At 43.9% G+C, this 19,657-nt stretch carries 22 protein-coding genes; 8 read left to right on the top strand and 14 right to left on the bottom strand.

Features of this window, described 5'->3' with window-relative positions:
- The first annotated feature begins 24 nt into the window (after positions 1-24).
- Both JJQ88_RS00110 and JJQ88_RS00105 read left to right on the top strand, forming a co-directional pair.
- The gene (locus tag JJQ88_RS00110; RefSeq protein ID WP_210363698.1) at positions 25-516 is read left to right on the top strand and encodes a PaaI family thioesterase; all 492 of its coding nucleotides are present in this window, start codon (positions 25-27) and stop codon (positions 514-516) included.
- A gap of 9 nt (positions 517-525) precedes the next feature.
- A complete protein-coding gene (locus JJQ88_RS00105; protein ID WP_210363697.1) occupies positions 526-885 on the top strand; it encodes a hypothetical protein in 360 nt (119 codons plus the stop codon).
- Between the two features lie 188 nt (positions 886-1,073).
- Here JJQ88_RS00105 and JJQ88_RS00100 read toward each other — a convergent pair whose 3' ends face one another.
- Positions 1,074-2,123, bottom strand: a complete 1,050-nt coding sequence (locus JJQ88_RS00100) for a CAP domain-containing protein (protein ID WP_246860833.1) — start codon at positions 2,121-2,123, stop codon at positions 1,074-1,076.
- Between the two features lie 264 nt (positions 2,124-2,387).
- Positions 2,388-2,816, bottom strand: a complete 429-nt coding sequence (locus tag JJQ88_RS00095; protein ID WP_210363696.1) for a CBS domain-containing protein — start codon at positions 2,814-2,816, stop codon at positions 2,388-2,390.
- A 247-nt stretch (positions 2,817-3,063) separates the two neighbouring features.
- Between JJQ88_RS00095 and JJQ88_RS00090 the strand changes: the two genes are divergently transcribed.
- Positions 3,064-3,423, top strand: a complete 360-nt coding sequence (locus JJQ88_RS00090; RefSeq protein ID WP_210363695.1) for a YugN family protein — start codon at positions 3,064-3,066, stop codon at positions 3,421-3,423.
- A 205-nt stretch (positions 3,424-3,628) separates the two neighbouring features.
- Here the strand turns inward: JJQ88_RS00090 and JJQ88_RS00085 are convergent, their stop codons facing one another.
- Complete coding sequence (locus JJQ88_RS00085) at positions 3,629-3,985, bottom strand: hypothetical protein (protein WP_210363694.1); 357 nt, start codon at positions 3,983-3,985, stop codon at positions 3,629-3,631.
- Positions 3,986-4,212: 227 nt separating this feature from the next.
- Between JJQ88_RS00085 and ytvI the strand changes: the two genes are divergently transcribed.
- Positions 4,213-5,271: a sporulation integral membrane protein YtvI gene (gene ytvI / locus JJQ88_RS00080; protein ID WP_210363693.1), complete on the top strand. Its 1,059-nt coding sequence runs from the start codon at positions 4,213-4,215 to the stop codon at positions 5,269-5,271.
- A gap of 54 nt (positions 5,272-5,325) precedes the next feature.
- Here ytvI and JJQ88_RS00075 read toward each other — a convergent pair whose 3' ends face one another.
- The 7 genes from JJQ88_RS00075 to cyoE all read right to left on the bottom strand — a co-directional run bounded on the left by JJQ88_RS00075 (position 5,326) and on the right by cyoE (position 12,261).
- Positions 5,326-5,790, bottom strand: coding sequence for a DUF420 domain-containing protein (locus JJQ88_RS00075; RefSeq protein ID WP_210363692.1), 465 nt, complete (start codon positions 5,788-5,790; stop codon positions 5,326-5,328).
- A 155-nt stretch (positions 5,791-5,945) separates the two neighbouring features.
- A complete protein-coding gene (ctaG, locus tag JJQ88_RS00070; protein WP_210363691.1) occupies positions 5,946-6,848 on the bottom strand; it encodes a cytochrome c oxidase assembly factor CtaG in 903 nt (300 codons plus the stop codon).
- Positions 6,849-7,283: 435 nt separating this feature from the next.
- Entirely contained in the window at positions 7,284-7,619 is a 336-nt protein-coding gene (ctaF, locus tag JJQ88_RS00065; protein ID WP_210363690.1) for a cytochrome c oxidase subunit IVB, read from the bottom strand.
- A 4-nt stretch (positions 7,620-7,623) separates the two neighbouring features.
- Positions 7,624-8,253 carry a cytochrome (ubi)quinol oxidase subunit III gene (locus JJQ88_RS00060; protein ID WP_210363689.1) on the bottom strand — a complete coding sequence of 210 codons (630 nt, stop codon included), beginning with the start codon at positions 8,251-8,253 and terminating at the stop codon, positions 7,624-7,626.
- The gene (ctaD, locus tag JJQ88_RS00055) at positions 8,253-10,124 is read right to left on the bottom strand and encodes a cytochrome c oxidase subunit I (protein ID WP_210363688.1); all 1,872 of its coding nucleotides are present in this window, start codon (positions 10,122-10,124) and stop codon (positions 8,253-8,255) included. The genes JJQ88_RS00060 and ctaD overlap by 1 nt, the downstream gene beginning before the upstream one ends.
- Positions 10,125-10,155: 31 nt before the next feature.
- Positions 10,156-11,229 carry a cytochrome c oxidase subunit II gene (coxB, locus tag JJQ88_RS00050; protein ID WP_210363687.1) on the bottom strand — a complete coding sequence of 358 codons (1,074 nt, stop codon included), beginning with the start codon at positions 11,227-11,229 and terminating at the stop codon, positions 10,156-10,158.
- Between the two features lie 105 nt (positions 11,230-11,334).
- Positions 11,335-12,261: a heme o synthase gene (cyoE, locus tag JJQ88_RS00045; protein WP_210363686.1), complete on the bottom strand. Its 927-nt coding sequence runs from the start codon at positions 12,259-12,261 to the stop codon at positions 11,335-11,337.
- A 612-nt stretch (positions 12,262-12,873) separates the two neighbouring features.
- On the opposite strand from cyoE, the gene JJQ88_RS00040 reads away from it, so the two are divergent.
- Positions 12,874-13,836 carry a COX15/CtaA family protein gene (locus JJQ88_RS00040; protein ID WP_210363685.1) on the top strand — a complete coding sequence of 321 codons (963 nt, stop codon included), beginning with the start codon at positions 12,874-12,876 and terminating at the stop codon, positions 13,834-13,836.
- 37 nt (positions 13,837-13,873) lie between these two features.
- Here the strand turns inward: JJQ88_RS00040 and JJQ88_RS00035 are convergent, their stop codons facing one another.
- Positions 13,874-15,073 carry an FtsW/RodA/SpoVE family cell cycle protein gene (locus JJQ88_RS00035; protein ID WP_210363684.1) on the bottom strand — a complete coding sequence of 400 codons (1,200 nt, stop codon included), beginning with the start codon at positions 15,071-15,073 and terminating at the stop codon, positions 13,874-13,876.
- Positions 15,074-15,277: 204 nt separating this feature from the next.
- Positions 15,278-15,559 carry an Fpa/YlaN family protein gene (locus JJQ88_RS00030; protein WP_210363683.1) on the bottom strand — a complete coding sequence of 94 codons (282 nt, stop codon included), beginning with the start codon at positions 15,557-15,559 and terminating at the stop codon, positions 15,278-15,280.
- A gap of 185 nt (positions 15,560-15,744) precedes the next feature.
- Here JJQ88_RS00030 and JJQ88_RS00025 point away from each other — a divergent pair, with 185 nt between their 5' ends.
- Positions 15,745-16,242: a molybdopterin-binding protein gene (locus JJQ88_RS00025; protein WP_210363682.1), complete on the top strand. Its 498-nt coding sequence runs from the start codon at positions 15,745-15,747 to the stop codon at positions 16,240-16,242.
- A gap of 41 nt (positions 16,243-16,283) precedes the next feature.
- Here JJQ88_RS00025 and JJQ88_RS00020 read toward each other — a convergent pair whose 3' ends face one another.
- Positions 16,284-17,624, bottom strand: coding sequence for a PhoH family protein (locus JJQ88_RS00020; RefSeq protein WP_210363681.1), 1,341 nt, complete (start codon positions 17,622-17,624; stop codon positions 16,284-16,286).
- Positions 17,625-17,830: 206 nt separating this feature from the next.
- Here JJQ88_RS00020 and JJQ88_RS00015 point away from each other — a divergent pair, with 206 nt between their 5' ends.
- Entirely contained in the window at positions 17,831-18,415 is a 585-nt protein-coding gene (locus tag JJQ88_RS00015; RefSeq protein ID WP_210363680.1) for a YhcN/YlaJ family sporulation lipoprotein, read from the top strand.
- A gap of 355 nt (positions 18,416-18,770) precedes the next feature.
- Here JJQ88_RS00015 and JJQ88_RS00010 read toward each other — a convergent pair whose 3' ends face one another.
- On the bottom strand, positions 18,771-19,226 hold the full coding sequence (locus tag JJQ88_RS00010; RefSeq protein ID WP_210363679.1) for a pyridoxamine 5'-phosphate oxidase family protein: 456 nt from the start codon (positions 19,224-19,226) through the stop codon (positions 18,771-18,773).
- Positions 19,227-19,383: 157 nt separating this feature from the next.
- Between JJQ88_RS00010 and JJQ88_RS00005 the strand changes: the two genes are divergently transcribed.
- A complete protein-coding gene (locus tag JJQ88_RS00005) occupies positions 19,384-19,590 on the top strand; it encodes a YlaI family protein (RefSeq protein ID WP_210363678.1) in 207 nt (68 codons plus the stop codon).
- Positions 19,591-19,657: the final 67 nt, after the last annotated feature.

The raw sequence follows: 19,657 nt of genomic DNA, 5'->3' as shown, positions 1-19,657 counted from the left end.
GAATAGAAAGAGGTAAAACAATAAATGGAAAACGAATTACAACAGTTGCTTCAGGAATGCATATCGCTTTCCGGTGAACAGGAATTGAGGACATTAAAAGATGTATTGCAAGGTGTCAAAAATAAACTCTCAGGCAAAAACAGTACCTATATAGATGGCTTGATGCACATGGAAAGGACCGTTACCCCAACAGAGTGCGAAATCAAAATTCCCAACACGAACATATTGGACAATACACTGGGAATCGTACATGGAGGGTTCACTGCCACGATGCTCGATACTGCTATGGGAACTTTAGCCAACAGGCTACTTCCGGAAGGATACGCTGCTGTTACTTCTCAAATGAACATCCATTATTTAGCTCCTGGAATCGGGGACTGGCTCAATTGCAAGGCGAATCTGGTCCATAAAGGCAGGAGCACCTTAGTTCTTGAAGCAGAAGCCTTCAGGTCGGACGGAAAGAAGATCGCTCATTCTTCAGGCAGCTTCTTCGTAGTCGAAAAACGAACAAAGTAAGGTGATTCCATGATCACAGCAATCCTGGTTCCGCTTGTTATCTTGTATTTTTATTTGGTGACGCAAAAAGAAATGCAAAAAAATGATCGGAAATGGCGCGATTTTAGAGAAATACCGGAAGAAGCGGTCGTCAGCGGCAAGATCATCGAAGTGAGGAACCATAAGGAACGATTTTATTACCATCGATACATTCACATCACCACATTAAAAATTGATACAGGCTCCAAGGAGCTGAACGTCAGGAAAATCACCCCGATTACAAAAGGGTTCGTTCCTCCTGAATTTAAACAAGGCAGCAAAGTCCATCTATACGGCAACTGGAAGGATGGTTTTTTCTCAGTCAACAGGGCATTAGTACAGAACGAATAGAAGCCGTGCCATATAAAAAAGAACCGTGACTAATTCCCCCTTCTGGAAAAGGTGCCATACGAATGCGGTGCTCTGGAGAGAACTGATCCGGGCGCCAAAGATTGGCGTTTTCCTGTAGCCTGAAAAAAGCTTGAACCGGATTGGTTCAAGCTTTTTAATTTAATGGATAATAAATTTGAAAATGGCAATTACTTTGTTTCCCACTTCTTCAAGAAGTTTTGTGTATAGTGTTTTTGGTAGACCCCCACACCAATATGGGTGAACTTGTCGTTCAGCATTGTCTCCCGGTGTGATTCACTGTTAAGCCAGCCTTCAGCGACTGCTGGTGCATCTGTATAGTTGGCTGCGATATTTTCCCCGGCGAGCTCATACCCTACATCTGCTGCCTTTAGCCTGTCAGAAAGGCTGCCGTTCGTCTCCGATTCATGCGAAAAGTATTTCTCTTCGGCCATATCCTTGCTGTGGGCGAATGCAGCCTCTGCTGTCTGCTCGTCCCATTGCAGCATGCCCAGTCCATGCCTCATCCTGAAAATGTTTGTGATGTCCAGGATTTGCTTCTCTGTCCCTTCCTCAATCCTGCTCCACTCTTGTTCTGTAAGTTCCGGAGGCTCGACTAGTTTCCCACGGTAAACCATTTCATACGGCCTTTGCTTAATAAGCGTCTCTTTGTCAAGGAAACGGATGCTTGAGAGTGCCCCTGTGTACCTGTCTATATAAAGCTGGGCGAAATAATTTCCCATCCTGATGAGCGGCCGAGTATTCATATCCTCCTCAGACAACTCGAACTTATAAGAGCTTCCTTTATATTCAAAGGTGATATCCGGTTCGATGACATTCAGTGAAAAAATTTCTTCAATAGGCTGACCGATTTTGAAGGGTTCTGTGTTGAGGTTCTCCCCGACTCCATATGCTGTAACCACCTTGCCTCCAAGCACCCCGGCCTGTACATATTGATCTAGATTGTCATTGAATACCCACCAATGAAAATGAAATCCTGAAAGATCGACCCTTGAAGGTTCGCCCATTATCGCCTTAAGTGATTCAATATCTTTTCCAATCAGGGAACCAAGCCCTTTTTCAGGTTGCTTTATCCCTTCATTCGGTACGCCATTGCTGGGTCTTTCAAGGGATTCATCCACTTTTGGTTCAGATTCCTTTTCAATCACTAATTCATCAACATTTTCCTTCGAATAGCCGAAGTACAGACCAATAACCAGAAATATTACGGCAAAAATCAAGATTCTCAGTATCGTACGCAGATGGAATCCCCCTTTCTATCATCTTCTCTATTACTGTATGACTGATTTTCAAAATTATTATATCATTTTAAATGTTTCTTTTGATAGAAACTGCATATCCGTATAAAAAATTAACAAGATGCGCACCCAGATAATTACAGAAAGGATAGATAATGGATTTTTACCAGGGCCTGCTTATCGCCCACCCTGCCATTTTTTCACTTTCTAAAAACAAGAGGCCCCCCAGTCAGGGTGCCTCCAATGTTATTGTATTTGGTTTCCTGGTTCGGAAATCTCCGATAAAGCATGCTGTGCCTGCTGGTCTGTCATTTCATTTACAGCAAAATCGCCAAGGGCGACGATCCCAACAAGCTTATCTCCTTCCACTATAGGCAGCCTTCTTATTTGATGCTCTGCCATCAGCCTTGTTGCTTCCTGTGTTGACATATCAGGAGTCGCAGTTATAAGGTGCTCGCTCATTACATCTTCTACCTTTGAAGATGGAGGATGTTTGTCAGCAACACCACGAATGACGATATCACGATCGGTAATCATGCCGACCAGCCTATCTCCGTCGACCACCGGAATGGCACCTACGTTCCAATCTTTCATTTTTACCGCTGCTTCATAAACATTGTCTAGCAAGGAGCAAGTTTCAATTTCCTGTGTCATGATTTCTCGTATTTCACGCATATACATAAGCCTCCTTTTGAATGGATCTTGCTATCCAATAGTAGAGTCTCCCAAAGACTGTATATTATTCCTTCAATCCTGCATAAATCGAACCTGAGCATTGAATACTAACTTCATCATCAGCGAAAATAGTGGGAATATCCAATTTATATTCATTGCAAGTTATGCATTTTTTTACTATTATTGAAATTGTGATCAACTGTTTTTATGGACATATAAATGCAGTGTGTTTTTAGGAGGGAATAGGATGAAATTTGAAAATACCGGCATTGAGACGCTTAAGGCAGAATTGAACCGCCTTGATGAGGTCATGCATGCGCATGGGCTTATCCGAGAAGGACAGTGGGATTATGAGCGTGTCACCTACGACCGAAAATTCGAAATGAAAGAAGGTACATATTATCTTCGTGTCCAGGGGTATGTGCACGAAGGGGATGTTGGCGCCCATAAAGCTATCATCCAGTTAATGGCGCCATTGCTCGGCAAGCATTATTATCCACATGGAGTCGAGTATGGCGAAGGGGAACATTTCCCCGGCGGACTGGTCAGCCAGTGCGAAAAGCTTTTACAAGACATCAAAGCAGAAATCGAGAAATTCGCCTTATAAACAGCTGAAAAAGACGCATGATTGCGTCTTTTTTTATTGTAGTAATTTTCCCCAGGACTTATAGTCTTCAGCGTTTTTTTTACATGAGCCAGTTAAATGGCGCCGAGGGAAGTTGACAGAACCACCCTTCTGAGTTCAGTACTATCACTTTGGTCTGCATGTACTTGAATGGGTGTAGTCGTTTCGCAATCAATTGTGGCGATTATCAGCTTTCAACTTTGATAGGTGCCTTGCCGATATTAGCGACAAATACATCCACCTTGCCAATTACATGTCCGGTCAGCAGGGCAGCATCGTGGAAAATTCTTTTTTGCAGACCAAGAACAGTTTTATGAATGGATAAACTTCCAACTTCCATGCCGATATGGACCTTTGCTGTGATTTTCCCATCTTCCATTCCGATCATCACCCCTCCGTCAGAGAAGCAGTACTTTCTAGGGAATTGGAGCTTTCTCCTGTTTCCTTCTGCAGCCTGGGTAAAAAAGGAGCTTTCATCAATTGCAGCATGGATGATTGCGCAAAGGGCCATGCAAACCTCCCGTGAAATCGTCCTATCTTTCACCATAGGTCACCCCGGTCGAAGAATTGTATTGGTTGAATCTTTTGGTTGTTTCTTATAGTAAATGCATACTATAATTTAAATGTTAAGGTTTTTCAGTTGTTCCTTTCATGAATTATCCACATCGGACAATATTTTCAGCAAAAACTGAACTTTATGTTTTGATATAGACTTTTGTAAATTTATTATGAAGTGTTTTTACTCTTATTGAGTATAGAAAGGAGTCCGCATTGGCCGGTATTTTTACTAAGAGATTTTGGATTTTTGCACTTATTGCCATCTTTACTGCAGTTGTTCTATATATCATCCTGCCGGTTTCTATCCCGCTCATTGCCGCCTTGATCACGGCTCTTTTCCTGGAGCCAGCAGTAATCTATCTCCAGCAGAGACTCAAAGTTGGGCGCCGCCTTTCCGTCCTGGTGATTTTCCTTCTTTTTGTCCTGTTGATTGGTGTTTCGGGGTATTTCCTTACGACAACCGCAGTAACAGAGGTGATCCAGCTAATTGAAAACACGCCCGTTTACATAAACGAGATCACCAATGCCTGGTATAAGGCTGAACACCACTTGATTGAGGCTGCAAGTGACCTTCCTAAAGAAGTCGTAACTGAATTCAGTGACCGCACGGAAGAATTCCTGAATAAGCTAAAAAACGACATGATTGCTTTCATTAACATTGATAATTTAAAAGCACTGCTGACTAATATCCCTAATTTCCTGATCAGCTTTCTTGTCTATTTGATTGCTCTTTTCCTGTTCCTGCTTGATTTGCCTTCATTGAGACGGGCAGTCTACAGCCATTTAACTGAAAAAACGGCCGACAAGGTCCATTTCATGACCTCCCGACTATCGTATGTCGTATTTGGGTTCCTGAAAGCCCAATTCCTTGTCAGTGTCCTGATTTTCATTGTTGCTTTGATTGGTCTGCTGTTCATCGCGCCGGAATATGCGATTGTCATGTCTGCGATCATCTGGGTGATAGACTTCATTCCAATCATCGGTTCGATTGTCATATTGGCACCGTGGTCCATTTTCCATCTAGTCACCGGGAACATCGCTCTGGGGACACAGCTTGGAATCTTGGCGGTCATCCTGCTCATTATCAGAAGGACTGTAGAACCGAAAGTGATGGGCAGTCACATCGGCCTGTCACCTCTTGCCACGCTAATCGCCATGTATTTAGGATTGAAGCTGTTAGGAATCCTTGGCTTCATCATTGGGCCCCTGATCCTCATCGCCTTCAATTCAGCAAAGGAAGCCGGTATCATCAAAATGAACTTCAAAATATGATAAAAAAGCCCCCTTCCAGCTGAACTTTGGAAGGGGGGCTTTTTTAGCCAGTTATTAAAAGCCGAGAATTGCCTTGATGACCGAGGTAGTTTCTCCGCCTTTGTAAAAAACGTAAAGAAGCAGGTAGACAGCCACGCCTGTTATTGCGGTAAAGAACCAGACTGTACTGGTGATCGGACCAAGTTTCCTGTGGCGTTCAAGCCTGTTTTTATATCCCGAATACAAGGAAATGATGCCCAGGACCGCACCTATCGTAGCAAGTGTAATATGGAATATAAGGAATAGCGTATAATAAATCTTAATGTCATCAGGCCCACCGAAAGATGTATTTCCGATGAAAAGGGTCCTGGACGCGTAAATAATGAAAAAAAGAACCGCGAATATTCCCGCAAGCGTCATCGTCTTTCGGTGTTTTTCAATTTTCCTTTGCTTGATCTGTCCCCATCCTATCGCTACAAAAATAGCGCTCAGCACAATGAATGATGTGCTGATCGTAGGCAAAATCGGTAAATTAGCCATAAAAATTCCCTCTCATTCTTTTTTTGTCCACAAAACTAATTGTAGGTGACAGGCTCTGTTTTTTCAATATTGGATGCCATGAAACCGGAAAATTAAGAGAGGCTATCCTAAGATCGAAAATGTTGACCTTTTGTGACAGCCTCTGGACTTAAGGATTATTCAACTGTCTGCGGCGAATGGGAAAGATTGAGTGATTTCTCCTCAGACTGCTCTTTGCGATACCATTGAAAAAAGGTATAGGCCAAAAAGAATCCGTAAACAATTTCCTGGATAATCTTCATGATGACTCCGCCTAATTGCTGGTCATGCAGCAGGGACATTGAACTGAAAGTTTCAGGCCCGCTTAAATCAAGTGATGAAAGCGTTGTTGTCGGTACACACAGTTGAAGCGATTGGGCCCATGCGTTAGGATCAGAGAAAGTGGAGTACATTGGAGCGTCCGCAAAAATGATCAACGCACACGCCGGCGTGATCAGGATACCGTCGGCGAAAATATAGCCAATTTTCTTCAAACCAGTCAATGTCTGGTGCTCTGCCAGATTATTGATAAGCGGCCACCACATATTCACCGCTAGCACAAACAGGATTGATGTATAGCCTGCATGCAGCCACATGTTGGTCTTCACGACATCAAAAACAAGCGGGATATGGTAGATCGAAAAGATTCCGTTGAACATGATCAGCGAAATCAGCGGTTTCGTCAGGAATCGGAACACCTGGTTGACAACCGGGAGTGAAAGGAATGATCTCCACAGCCAATCAGGAAGGCCAAAAATCAACAGCGGCGGTACAACCAGATACAGTACGGCCATCTGAATCATATGGGTATAAAAAGTGATATGCCCCATCAAATCGACAGGAGAACCCTTTATCAGATACAGTACAATAATGAACGCAGTAAAATTCGACGCCTGTTTCATTGTAGCAGGAGTCCCGTTTTTAAAACGGCCATAATACTTAAAAACAACTAGGTAATAAGCAATCAGAAGTCCTGCAAGTACCAAAAAATAGTAAGGGCTCCATAAAGCTCTGAAACCGAATATGTCAAGAGTAAGCATTTTTTCACCCCGCGAAATTTAAAACTTTTATTCCATTATACTTTCTGCTGATTGCAACTTCAATGAAATGGACTTTCCATAAAATGCATTCTTTATTCAAATAGGTATGCACTTCCGCCTTGATCAACGAACACCGGTAGGAAAAGGAACGTCCGCTGGCAAGGAGACGCTACCCTAATCCATGCAGCACCGGCTGTGAAACAGCACCTGATTTCATGCTGTTGCCTGGCACTGGCTGCGGACAGCAGTAAGCCCACCCTTCTGCTTTCACCGAAATACTTGATAAGACAGACTATTCCTGAAAGATCCCCCCTGTTCGGAAGCGGCGTTTACAGCAGAACCGAGCATTTGTCCAATTGCAAAAACCTATCCTTTTGCTAAGCAAAGAAAAAATCGGCCGGAAAAGCCGATTTTTTCATATGGTTTAATTATTCCTTACCACCAGATAATTGTTGTAAAAGCAAGAACCGTAACAGCGCCGATCAAAGCGCCAGAATATAGGAACAATGCTGGTGCCTCATGTCCTTTATGGCTCATATGCATGAAATAGTACAGTTGGAAAATAACCTGGACTACTGCAAGCAGGAGGATGAACGGTACTGTAAACCAGCCTGAAAATCCTTCATACCCTACAGCAACAAAAGCAACAATTGTCAAGAAAATCATTAATGCAAAGGAAACGATTTGGTATCTCATCTCTTCCGCGCTTTTCTTGCGGCGATATTCGATGTCTACCCTTGGGTTCCCTGAACTTGGTTGTTGATTCGCCATCAGTTTATCCCACCATTCCCATTAGATATACTACAGTGAAAATGAATACCCACACAACATCGATGAAGTGCCAGTAAAGGCTGGCAACATAGAACTTCGGAGCATTGTAGAGATTCAATCCCCGTTTCGAGTTGCGGGCCATCAGAGTGATGATCCACGCTAGTCCGAAGGTAACGTGCGCCCCATGGAAACCGACCAGTGTGTAAAATGCAGAACCAAACGCACTGGATGTAAACGTATGTCCATATTCATGTACATAGTGATTGAACTCGTAAATCTCAAGGGCAAGGAAGGCTGCCCCCAGAAGGACGGTCATTCCAAGCCAAAGCTGCATTTTTTTGAAATCATAATTCTTCATGTGGTACATCGCATACACACTTGTCAATGAGCTTGTCAAAAGCAGCATTGTTGCCATAAATGCCAGCGGAAGCTCGAAAAGATCCTTCGCCAGCGCGTGCTCTGCGTTAGGGACCTTATCTTTCAATGCAAGATAAGTGGCAAAGAGCGTAGCGAACAAAACCGTTTCGCCGCCAAGGAAAAACCAAAAGCCTAAAAATTTATTCTTTGCTTCGAGGGTCGCTTTTTCCGGCGAAGCAGGCCATGTTTCGTAAGTGAATTTTTCTTCAGCTTGCATTATGCCTTTACCCCCTTATCATTCTCATCATCCATTAAATCTTCTTTATGAATATGGAATCCATGGTCATCCTTGATTGAGCGGAAGAACATCGCACCGAACGTAACAACAAATCCGCCAATCAGGACGGCAAGTCCCCAGGAGTACTCTGTACGATACATTGCACCGAAAGCTGCAATGAAAAGTCCCAGAGCGATGACAAATGGAGTGAAAGAACTATTAGGCATGTGGATATCGCCCAGTGGTTCTGCCGGCGTCATGCCGCTCTTTCCTTCCATCTTTTCAAGCCAATATGCGTCCAAGCCGCGAACGAGCGGAAGCTGCTTGAAGTTATAGAATGGTGGTGGCGAAGCGACTGCCCATTCAAGTGTACGTCCGTCTCCCCAAGGATCATTTCCGACTTTTTCATTTTTTACAGATGTCATGACGATATTGACTAAAAGTAAGACTACGGCAATCGCCATCAATGCAGCACCAATGGAACTCACCAGGTTGCCTGTTTCCAACCCCTGCCCAGGGAGGAATGTGAAAATGCGGCGAGGCATACCCATCAGGCCCAGGAAATGCTGGATGAAGAATGTCAGATGGAAACCAATCAAGAACAGCCAGAATGTGATTTTACCCATCGTTTCATTAAGCATTGTGCCAAACATCTTCGGCCAATATAAATGAGTTCCTGCCAATAACGCGAACACAACACCGCCAACGATAACATAGTGGAAGTGTGCGACTACGAAATAGCTGTCATGGTACTGGTAGTCAGCAGGCGCTGTAGCAAGCATGACACCAGTTACCCCTCCGGCAACGAAGGAAGGGATGAACGCAGTTGCCCAGAGCATTGGCGTCGTGAACTTGATGCTTCCTCCCCACATCGTGAACAGCCAGTTGAAGATCTTGATTCCTGTTGGAACTGCAATCGCCATAGTGGCCACTGCGAAAATAGCGTTGGCAACAGGTCCCAGTCCGGTTGTGAACATGTGGTGGGCCCAAACCATGAATCCAAGGAAACCAATCAATACAGTTGCGAATACCATTGAAGAATATCCAAACAGACGCTTCCTTGAAAAAATCGAGAAAATCTCAGAGAAAATACCGAATGAAGGCAGGATTAGAATATAAACCTCAGGGTGTCCGAAAATCCAAAACAGATGTTCCCAGATGATCGTATTCCCACCATTTGCAACATCAAAGAAATTAGCGCCGAACATACGGTCAAAAATCAATAAGAATAGACCGACAGTCAGTGGCGGGAACGCGAACAGGATGAGAGCGGATGTTACAAATGTTGTCCATGTGAACAACGGCATACGCATATAAGTCATCCCGGGTGCACGCATGGTAATGATCGTAACCAGGAAGTTGATACCCCCGATCAATGTGCCGGCACCTGAAATCTGCAGTCCTAAAGCATAGAAATCAATCCCATGTGTATTCGATGCAAGCGAAAGTGAAGCATAGGAAGTCCAGCCCGCGTCTGGCGCTCCTCCCATGAACCATGAGAGGTTCAGGAACAGTCCGCCAAAGAAGAACAGCCAGAAACCCAGAGCGTTCAAGAACGGGAAAGCAACGTCACGCGCACCGATTTGCAGCGGCATGACAGCGTTCATGAATGCGAATAAAAGCGGCATCGCAGCAAGGAAAATCATCGTTGTTCCGTGCATCGTCAAGATTTCATTGTAGAAACCCGCACTCACAAAGTCATTGTTAGGTACAGCTAGCTGGATACGGATGAACAAAGCTTCCAAACCACCCAGGATAAAGAAGAATCCGCCAGCGATTAGATAAAGGATCGCGATTTTCTTGTGGTCAACTGTTGTGAGGAAATCCCACAATGTCGCTCCGAATCCTTTTTTCTGAGCATAGGTACTCACAGTTTTACCTCCCTTTTAACCAAATCTTCTTTTATTTCTGGACCTTTAAGCCCATTAAGTATTCTGTCAAAGCATCCAGCTCTTCTTCAGAAAGTTCGCCATATTTTCCGGTCATCAAGTTGCCTGGCTTATATTGTTCAGGATCCTTGAGCCAATTCTTCAGATCTTCTTCTGAATGATCCAGGACACCGGCGATACGTGAACGGTCACCAAAGTTTGTCAAGTTCGGGCCAACACGCGCTTTTTCAGGTGCTGTATTGGCAGGAGTGACAGCGTGGCAGCCGATACAGCTATTGTTGAAGACTTCCTGTCCTTTTTGTGCAGCTGCAGTTTCTGCTTTTGCTGGTTCCTTGACTGCTTGCATGCTCTTTGTCCAGTCATCGAATTCGGCGCGGGAAACAGCTTTAACCTTGAAATCCATCAGCGCGTGTGAAGGGCCGCACAGCTCTGCGCACTTTCCATAGAACAGTCCGCCAGCTTCATCTGCTGCTTTGCTGTCGAATTCAAGCCAAAACTTATTCACGTTATCAGTGTTTGTATCCATTTTGCCCCCAGCAGCTGGAATCCAGAAGGAGTGCTTGACATCAGATGCCTTAAGGTTAAAGTAAACCTTTTCATCTGTTGGAACGACTAACTCCTGGCTGGTGACGATTTCTTCATTTGGATATTCAAATTCCCACCAGTACAGGCTGGCGCGTACATTGACAACAAGTACATCCGTCTTTCCGTCCTTGTTTTTCTTATCCATTTTAGAGACATCAGCAAGATTGAAAGTTGCTGCAACAGTTGGCACTGCCAGGATTAAAAGCAGCAAGATCGGAATGACTGTCCAAAGGATTTCTAGTTTATGGCTTCCTTCAACCTGCTTTGGGATTTCATTGTCATTCTTTCTGCGGAACTTAAGAAGAACAATAATAAAAATGATAGTGACAACAGCAATTACTCCCACCATAATCGCTGTGCTCAACAACATGAGCTCGTATTGAGACTGCGCAACTTCACCTGCAGGCCTCAAAGCGGACAAGTACGGCTCACCACAGCCGGACAAAATCAATGCCATCATTGTGAACAGTGATAGCAGACGCCATTTAGGTCGCATCTTCATAGCTTAATAAACCCCTCTTTCGTAAAAAGTCTTTGAAAAAATGATTGATAAAATATATGGATAAATTCCCTCTCTGCAACAAAGAGTGAATCATCTAACAGAAAGTTAAATAAGTGTGACAATTACCATAGCAACAAACAAAACGGTCAAGTATTGTAAGGAATATATGAACATTAATTTTGCCCATTTTATATCATCTTTAAGCCTCTGGGCGTAAATTCCCAATGCCAGCCAGCCAATATTCAGCACGGATGCCAGGATCAGGAATGGGATTCCCAGTGAAGGAATCAGGAATGGAAGTGGCAGAAGCCCGGCAATCCAGAGGAAAATAGATCGTTTTGTTGCCCTGAATCCCTTTACAACCGGAAGCATCGGCACATTGGCCGCCCGGTACTCTTCGACCCTTCTCATTGCAAGGGCGTAGAAATGCGGAGGCTGCCATAAAAATACAATTGCGAACAGAACCCATGCCTTCATGTCTAGATTCGCATCGACTGCCGCCCACCCAATCAGCGGTGGCACTGCACCAGAAATACTGCCAATAATAGTATTTGATACATACTGGCGTTTAGACCACATTGTGTAAAGGACTATATAGCTGAACACACCGAAGAGGGCAATAACGGCAGCGGTGACTGTCGTCGTTAACAGGAACGCTGTCCCGATCCCAATCAGGATGAAGCTTATCCACGCGACTTTTGATGGCTGGAAACGGCCGGTGACTGTTGGTCGCCCTTTTGTCCGCTCCATCAAAGGATCAATATCGCGGTCAATATAATTATTGAGGCTGCAGGATCCGGCAACGACAAGTGATGATCCGATCAATGTAGCCAGGACCAAATCTATATTATCCAGGAACCGAGCACCGCTGAAATGAAGAGCGAGCCATAAGCCTGTAAAGGTCGTCATCGCATTGGAATTTACAATGCCAACTTTAATCAAGGCAAGAAAATCCTTCAGAGCAGTCCTCTCTGCCGATGCAGGCCGTCCATTATCTAATACAGCTTCGTTGAAAGCTTTAGGATTAGACATTCTTTCTTCCTCCTTCATCCCCTTTATTCTTAAAATCCCTATACGGAATTTTTACAAAAAAAAGAAGAGTTTATATTTCTATAACCAACTTTAGTTTCTACTATTATCAATGTGTAAAGACTGTTAAATATTTGCGTAGAAAAATAACATCTTCGTTGTATATTAAATCACACTTCACAGTATTTTTGTGAATTTTTTTAGAACAAAATTTGACTAATTTGTGTCTTACCGCCATTATCCATAAAGATCTTACTTATTGCAAGAAATAATCCCTTGAAAATAGAAAGAAATTGCCAGGATGCCAAGAAGGAGAAAATATATTTTTGGATAATTTTTTTCCTTTGGGAAAAAAAACAGGAAAATTGTCATAAAACCTCATGGAACATTTTCTTTCAGATGGGCCATTCAATGCCTTTCGATCCTTATGGAGGCTTGAAGTATTGAATATTCATTGTTTATTGTGTAGTATCTTATGTATTGTCTCCTATTCTTTTCCGCCAAAATTCGTTATTATATGAATAGAATTTTTCTCCTTACACGACATTTTTTATTATACATGTCAAGTTGATTGTTTGACAACTTATCGAACTTTGAATAAGCAGGTGATTTATAATGAAAAAGTCACTTAAGTGGCTCGCGGTCGCAACTACGATCGGCATGCTTTTTGTTTTGCTCGGGGGGGCACTGGTAACGAAAACAGATTCTGGAATGGGCTGCGGCCGATCCTGGCCGCTGTGCAACGGCCAGTTCATACCATCTGAAATCACCCCTGAACTTGTGATAGAACTCGCACATAGGCTTGTTTCAGGTGCTGTCGGGCTCATGGTCCTCGTCCTTTCCATCTGGACTTGGCGGGCGATTGGCCATATTCGGGAAACAAAATTTTTATCGGTACTGTCCTTTACATTTTTAATGCTGCAGGGGCTGATTGGCGCAGCCGCAGTTAAATGGGGCCAATCGGATTTCGTGCTTGCCCTCCATTTTGGTATTTCACTTATTTCATTTTCCGCCGTTCTTTTATTGACTTTGCTTATATTCGAAATCGATAAAAAGTTCCAGGCTGAAAAGCTTGTAATCGACAAAAGGATGAAATTCCATATTGTCGGCTTGACGATTTACAGCTACATGGTCGTATACACTGGAGCGCTTGTAAGGCATATGAATGCAAGCCTTGTCTGCAAGGATTGGCCATTGTGCGTAAATAACGGATCCTTGCTCCCAACCAATATATATGAATGGGTACAGATGGGGCACAGGGCTGCGGCGGGATTCATTTTCATATGGATCGCTTATGTCACATACCTGGCAGTCAAATATTACAGAGATGAGAAAGTTCTTTACTGGGGCTGGATCATTTCTTTCATCCTGGCGACATTGCAAGTAACAGCCGGGGCGTTCATTATCTATACAAGGCTGAACTTATACGTAGCACTGGCGCACGCCTTCTTCATTTCCGTCCTGTTCGGAGTATTCAGCTACTTCATCCTGTTGGTATCGAGGAGCAGAAAAAATGAGGAAACCTTGAAAGTGAAAAACTCAGCGACACTACCTCCTTCTCCGGCAACGGTTAAATAAAAAAAGCTGCGCAATGCAGCTTTTTTTTTTATCCTCATCATTTGAACTTAAAAGAACTTTTCTGCGGCAGCGCTGATGATGCTGGCTTAGGTTGGGCGGTGCCATCCTTCCTGTATTTCTCTTCAAAACTTACAAACATCGATATATTCACAAGGATGCCAGCGGCAATTGCCAGTTGAAGCAGTGAAGAACCTCCATAGCTGACAAAAGGGAGCGGGACTCCTGTCAGGGGAATGACTCCTGTAGCCCCTCCAAGGTTTATGAATGATTGAATGCCAATCATGCTCGAAATTCCTATCGCCAGCAGGCTGCCGAAAGCGTCCTTACATTTCAGGGCGATGTAGATTCCTTTCAGGACAATGAAAGCAAGACTTAACAGAACGAACCCTACACCGAAGATCCCGAGTTCTTCTGAGATGACAGCAATAATAAAATCAGTGTGCGCCTCAGGCAGGTAACCGAGCTTCTGGTTGCTTTCTCCCAGTCCCAATCCGGTAAGACCGCCCGACCCGATAGCATAATAGGCATTGGCTAACTGGTAGCCAGAATCCCTTTCGTCCGTGAAAGGATTACTATATGATGTCAGGCGCGCCATCCTTTTTTCCGAAAAAATTTCATCCTTCATGATGAGTGAAATCGGAACGAGCAAAATGACTACAATCATGATCAGTTTAAAGATGTTCCTGAAATTCATCCCTGATGAAATAATGATGGCTCCGGCAATTAGCAGGATGATGCCGGCCGTTCCAAAATCCGGCTGGAGCGCGATCAGGAAAACTACCATGACCAGGAACAGCAACGGGGGTACTACCCCTTTATTGAATTCATTTATGTATGACTGCTTCTTGGCGTACACAGCCGACAGGTAGATGATCACACTCAGCTTTGCCAATTCAGAAGGCTGGATGCTTCGTGCGCCAAGTTCAATCCAGCTAAGTGCATTTCCGGCTACTTTTCCGACCATGAACAGGATCACCAACCCGCCCAGTGTAAGCACGACCATGGGCAGAAGGATTTTCGTGCTTTTCATCGCTTTGTACGGAAAAATGGCAGCAACAATGAACACAATAAGTGCAGCCAGCAGATTGAATTTTTGTTTCTGGTAGAAGAAATCACTTTCCACTCCATGCCAGGTGACCATACTGGCACTGTATACCATCACAAGACCGAATAAACACAAAAGCACAATCGCGATGATCAATGAATAGTCATATGATTTGAGTATTTTTTTAAACATCGTCTCTTCCCCATCTTCTAAGTTGATTAATCTATTCTACTACAAAAGCAAATATCCTGCTGCCCTTAATGGAAAACGTGAAATGCATTTAAATTATGTCATAGAGATGAAATCAAAACAACATCCCTTTCCCGCACAATTGCAGTAGTCATAACGACAAAAAAACTCAAACATTCCTCTTGGCTGTTTGAGTTTTTAGCGGCTTTATTTTTTTAATGACGCTTCATGAAGGGCGGAAAGTTCCTTTTCCAATTGTTCCAGGATTGCCTTCCCTTCTGATTCCTCGATTAAGCCTAGTCTTACGGCAAAATCGATTTCCCTTGATAAACCGAACATTTGCGTATCCAATACCTCTTCATATAGAGGGCATTGCGGCATGGTCAGGTTATCCATTTGCACCTTGATGAGCTTCAAAATTTTATCAGCGTCAGCCTTAAGCAAGGCATGGGCTTTTTCTTGGTGGTTGATTATCATTTCAGACGCCAACTTGATCCCCCCGTTTCCGAGCGTTCACCCGATCCTATCTTTAAATTTTACCCTTAACTATGCAAAAATGCAAGAATATTAAGGGTTCTGAATTGCTTTTCCAACAGGAACCGGTGTGTTTATGACTTTTTCGGAAAATAAAGTTATACTAGTTTCTATAGCGCTCAATTGAATGGAGGTATAGCATGGAAACCATTGTATCTATAAATGGGAAAGTCAAATACAAACTTACACTGGACCCAGGTGTCTGGATTTTCGATGATCGCAAAGTGGATCTCCATACATATTTCAAGCAGGAAGAGAAGGGTAATAACGATATGGAAGAATACACCAAATCGATATCAAAGCATTGGGACCGTGAGATCATGGAAGGAGCAGTCTTTCCGCCAACTTTGAAATCCGAAAGGAAATACGAGAAAGAAAGGGTTTTGCACGGGACTTTCGGCATTCCTTTCAAACCGTTCCTGGAAAATGCCGAACCAGAAGAAGGAGCATCCACCGTCATCATCCATCATGGCAGCGAACACACAGAAATGCCGCTGGATCGGGCATACGGTTTGATCCTTGGTTTTTCGAAGGATGGCAAGCCTTTGATTGAAGATGGACCATTATACGCCTATTTTCCAGATGGCTCGAATTTCGAACACCCAATCAGGAACATTTCAGGTTTTACAGTTGAATGAACAAGAATACCGAACGTCAGGGCAGCTTTCACGCTGCCCTTTCATTTAAGTAATTCTGCAGCAAGCTGGGCAAGCGCTGATCGTTCCCCTTTGACTAATTGGACATGGCCGGCAATTTGCTGGTCCTTGAATTTTTCAACCACATACGTAAGACCATTATTATAGGCATCGAGATATGGATGGTCAATTTGTTCGGGGTCGCCCATGAGGACAATCTTGCTCCTTTCCCCTACCCTTGTCAGGATCGTTTTCACCTCATGCTTTGTCAGATTCTGGGCTTCATCGATAATTATGAACTGGTCAGGAATGCTTCTCCCTCTGATATACGTCAGCGCTTCAACCTCGATGGAGCCCATCCCGGCAAGAATGGCATCCAGCTCTCCTGGTTTTTTCGTATTGAACAAGTATTCAAGGTTATCGTAGATTGGCTGCATCCATGGCCTCAGTTTTTCTTCTTTTTCTCCTGGGAGGAATCCCAGGTCTTTTCCGACAGGAACTATCGGCCTGGCGACAAGCAGCTTCTTAAAGGTCCCTTTGTCCTCTGTCTGCAGGAGTCCTGCCGCGAGGGCAAGGAGAGTCTTTCCTGTTCCCGCCCTGCCTGTAAGGGTAACTAGGGGCATGTCTTGTCTTAAAAGCAATTCAAGGGCCATGATTTGCTGAACATTCCTTGGCCTGATTCCCCAGATTGGTTTGTTTTCACCCTCGAAAATCAACTTCTTTACCTTTTCCACTTTTTCGTCTACCATCCCAATGGCTGATCCAGAGCCACCGAGGAGATCCTTCATTAACACAAACTGGTTCGGGTAAAGGAAAGCCTGCCCCTTTAGCTCTGATCGTTCCAACTCCCCATTTTCATAAAAACGATCCAGTTCTCTTTTTTCAAGGTATATTTCTGCATAACCAGAATACAAATGGTCCATTTCGACCACCCTGTCGCTCAGAAAATCCTCGGCAAGCAGCCCGATGGCATCCGCCTTGACCCTGACAAGCGCATCCTTGCTGACTAGGATGACTGGTCGTCCACCTTCTTTTGTTTGTTCCTCCAGGCTCAGGTTTTTTGCAACAGCCAGAATCCGGTTGTCATTCGTCTTTTCCACGAAAATTTCCTGAAGCTCATGGAAGGAACGGTGATTCAGTTCAATGCGAAGCGCTCCTCCTCCTTTAAGATTTATCTTTTCATGAAGCCTCCCGGTATCCCTCATTCCATCTATCAGTCTTGAAACCTGCCGCGCATTTCGGCCAATCTCATCCATATATCTTTTCTTGGAATCCACCTCTTCAAGGACAACAGCAGGTATGACAACTTCATTATCACGAAAAGAGAAAATAGCATGCGGATCCTGCAGTAGTACATTGGTATCCAGTACATATATTTTACTCAAATTGATGCCTCCCGCCTTCTTGTTCCCGACATCGGCTGTCTTCATAGCCTTGGCCGGGACTTTGGTAAAATATATGATTTCCTGAATAAAGATAGAAGAAAATTTGCACAATAACGCTTGAGTATTTATTTTTCACGGCATTCACTCAATTGTTTCCATATATCTCGCCAGATCTGTTCTGGGAATAAATATCCGGAGGGGTTAAAATGTTGAAATTATTCGCCGCTATTTCGTTCGTGCTGCTGATTTCCGCCTGCAGCTGGCAAAATGATGAAGCCCGTGAGGAGCAAGACAAACGTGTAAAGGTGCAAAACAGCTATATCCAGCAGGTAGACCGGCAATCAGGACAGGAAATATCCGAGCATCTCGTAAATCTGACCGCGGATATCAAGGGAGTCGATGATGCTACAGCGGTAGTCATCGGCAGATATGCTATTGTAGGTATTGATGTAAATCAGAACATGGAAAGGTCCGAAGTAGATACGGTTAAATATACTGTAGCGGAGGCCTTGAAAAAAGACCCGCATGGTGCCAGGGCTGCCGTGATAGCAGACCCCGATGTGACTGCCCGTTTAAAGGAAATCGGCAAGGATATCCGTGCCGGAAAGCCAATCCAGGGAATCCTGAATGAACTTGCCGACATAACTGGCAGGATCATCCCTGAGGTGCCCGCAGACATGATCGATCCACAATCAGAGAATCCTACAGAGGATCCGAAGAAAAGGCTTGACCAGCAGGAAAAGAGAACTCTGGAGAAAAATCAGGAGCAGGAATCAAACTTCCATAAATAATTGGGCCAGACAAAGTGATCTGCTTCCGTCCTTCTCACACTACCGAAAGTACAGTTATGAATACGGCTGTTCCAGGCGCAGTTTTTCATACCTTGCTGTCATTCTCTCTAACCCTTGTCCTCTCCAGCAAGCCAAGGGTTAGTATAGATTATTGGATCCCTGGCTACTCGCCGGCATCCTTTTAGGTGAGTAAAAGGTTCGTGATTTTCAGGTGGAAGTTAGCACTTACTCCCTTCAGATATAAAAAGTCGCCCATGATACATCTTTAAAGCTATAGCAGCACCTGCCTTCGTTATTCACGGGGCCAGCATCCATGCCGGTACACCAAAAAGAAAAGCTTAGCCGTTTTTTCCGGCTAAGCTTTTCTCATAGCGTCCATGACCTGCCTATCAAGCCTTGCAGCAGCATCCTTATCATATGTTTTGTCATATTGTGGCTCAGAAATAATTTTAGAGCCATAGAACATGACGTCCCGGACTTCATGGATTTTGATTTCCACAAGCGCCAGCTTTAAGGGTACTCCGTCCATCTTTTCCATCTTCACACTTGAATGTCCGCTGATTGAGTATGTAGATTCATTGGCGATTAAATTGATCACCGCAAGAGGATTTTTCTTAATGTTCTCAATGATGCGGGAACGGTTGTCGACTGCAAAATAAATGGTTTGATCATCCTTGGCGAAGATCCAGGAAATCGCGCCTACATTCGGGCCGCCTGTTTCATGGTCAACGGTCGCAAGTGTCACAAACCGTTCTTTTTGAAGTTCATCAAATAAAGGTTTAATAAGCTTTGGTTCAACTTGATTTGCCATATTCGCCCTCCTTTACCTACCATAATAGTACTACGAACCCTTGATACAGGGCAAATTAAACGATTTTCACTCTCAATTCGATAAAACAATGATATACTATATCATAATCCATTTCGGAACATCCTATGTGTGACGATTTTTGATATGAGGTGTAAGCATGAGAGTCAAGTGCGTACTATGCGACAAAATCGAAACAATCGATAGCGATACGCTCCAGGCAAAACAGTTGCGAAACCGGCCAATCCATACATATATGTGCAAATCATGCAATGAACGGATTGCCGAGAATACAAAGAAAAGGATCGCGACAGGAAAATTTCACCTGTACCGCTCCCCTGTAAAAAAGGATGACTGGGTAGAGTAAGAAACTGATTTCAAAGAGGGAGCCTTCCTGGCTTCCTCTTTTACTTTCAGTCCCTCCTCATCAAACC

The sequence above is a fragment of the Bacillus sp. REN3 genome, from assembly GCF_017912555.1.
Classification (GTDB): Bacteria; Bacillota; Bacilli; order Bacillales; family Cytobacillaceae; genus Mesobacillus.
This window is presented reverse-complemented; position numbering and strand designations above follow the sequence as displayed.

Coding starts and splice junctions, on each gene's coding strand:
- JJQ88_RS00110 (WP_210363698.1), top strand. CDS start 25: ATGGAAAACGAATTACAACAGTTGCTTCAGGAATGCATATCGCTTTCC.
- JJQ88_RS00105 (WP_210363697.1), top strand. CDS start 526: ATGATCACAGCAATCCTGGTTCCGCTTGTTATCTTGTATTTTTATTTG.
- JJQ88_RS00095 (WP_210363696.1), bottom strand. CDS start 2,816: ATGCGTGAAATACGAGAAATCATGACACAGGAAATTGAAACTTGCTCC.
- JJQ88_RS00090 (WP_210363695.1), top strand. CDS start 3,064: ATGAAATTTGAAAATACCGGCATTGAGACGCTTAAGGCAGAATTGAAC.
- JJQ88_RS00075 (WP_210363692.1), bottom strand. CDS start 5,790: ATGGCTAATTTACCGATTTTGCCTACGATCAGCACATCATTCATTGTG.
- ctaG (WP_210363691.1), bottom strand. CDS start 6,848: ATGCTTACTCTTGACATATTCGGTTTCAGAGCTTTATGGAGCCCTTAC.
- ctaF (WP_210363690.1), bottom strand. CDS start 7,619: ATGGCGAATCAACAACCAAGTTCAGGGAACCCAAGGGTAGACATCGAA.
- JJQ88_RS00060 (WP_210363689.1), bottom strand. CDS start 8,253: ATGCAAGCTGAAGAAAAATTCACTTACGAAACATGGCCTGCTTCGCCG.
- coxB (WP_210363687.1), bottom strand. CDS start 11,229: ATGAAGATGCGACCTAAATGGCGTCTGCTATCACTGTTCACAATGATG.
- cyoE (WP_210363686.1), bottom strand. CDS start 12,261: ATGTCTAATCCTAAAGCTTTCAACGAAGCTGTATTAGATAATGGACGG.
- JJQ88_RS00040 (WP_210363685.1), top strand. CDS start 12,874: ATGAAAAAGTCACTTAAGTGGCTCGCGGTCGCAACTACGATCGGCATG.
- JJQ88_RS00035 (WP_210363684.1), bottom strand. CDS start 15,073: ATGTTTAAAAAAATACTCAAATCATATGACTATTCATTGATCATCGCG.
- JJQ88_RS00025 (WP_210363682.1), top strand. CDS start 15,745: ATGGAAACCATTGTATCTATAAATGGGAAAGTCAAATACAAACTTACA.
- JJQ88_RS00015 (WP_210363680.1), top strand. CDS start 17,831: ATGTTGAAATTATTCGCCGCTATTTCGTTCGTGCTGCTGATTTCCGCC.
- JJQ88_RS00010 (WP_210363679.1), bottom strand. CDS start 19,226: ATGGCAAATCAAGTTGAACCAAAGCTTATTAAACCTTTATTTGATGAA.
- JJQ88_RS00005 (WP_210363678.1), top strand. CDS start 19,384: ATGAGAGTCAAGTGCGTACTATGCGACAAAATCGAAACAATCGATAGC.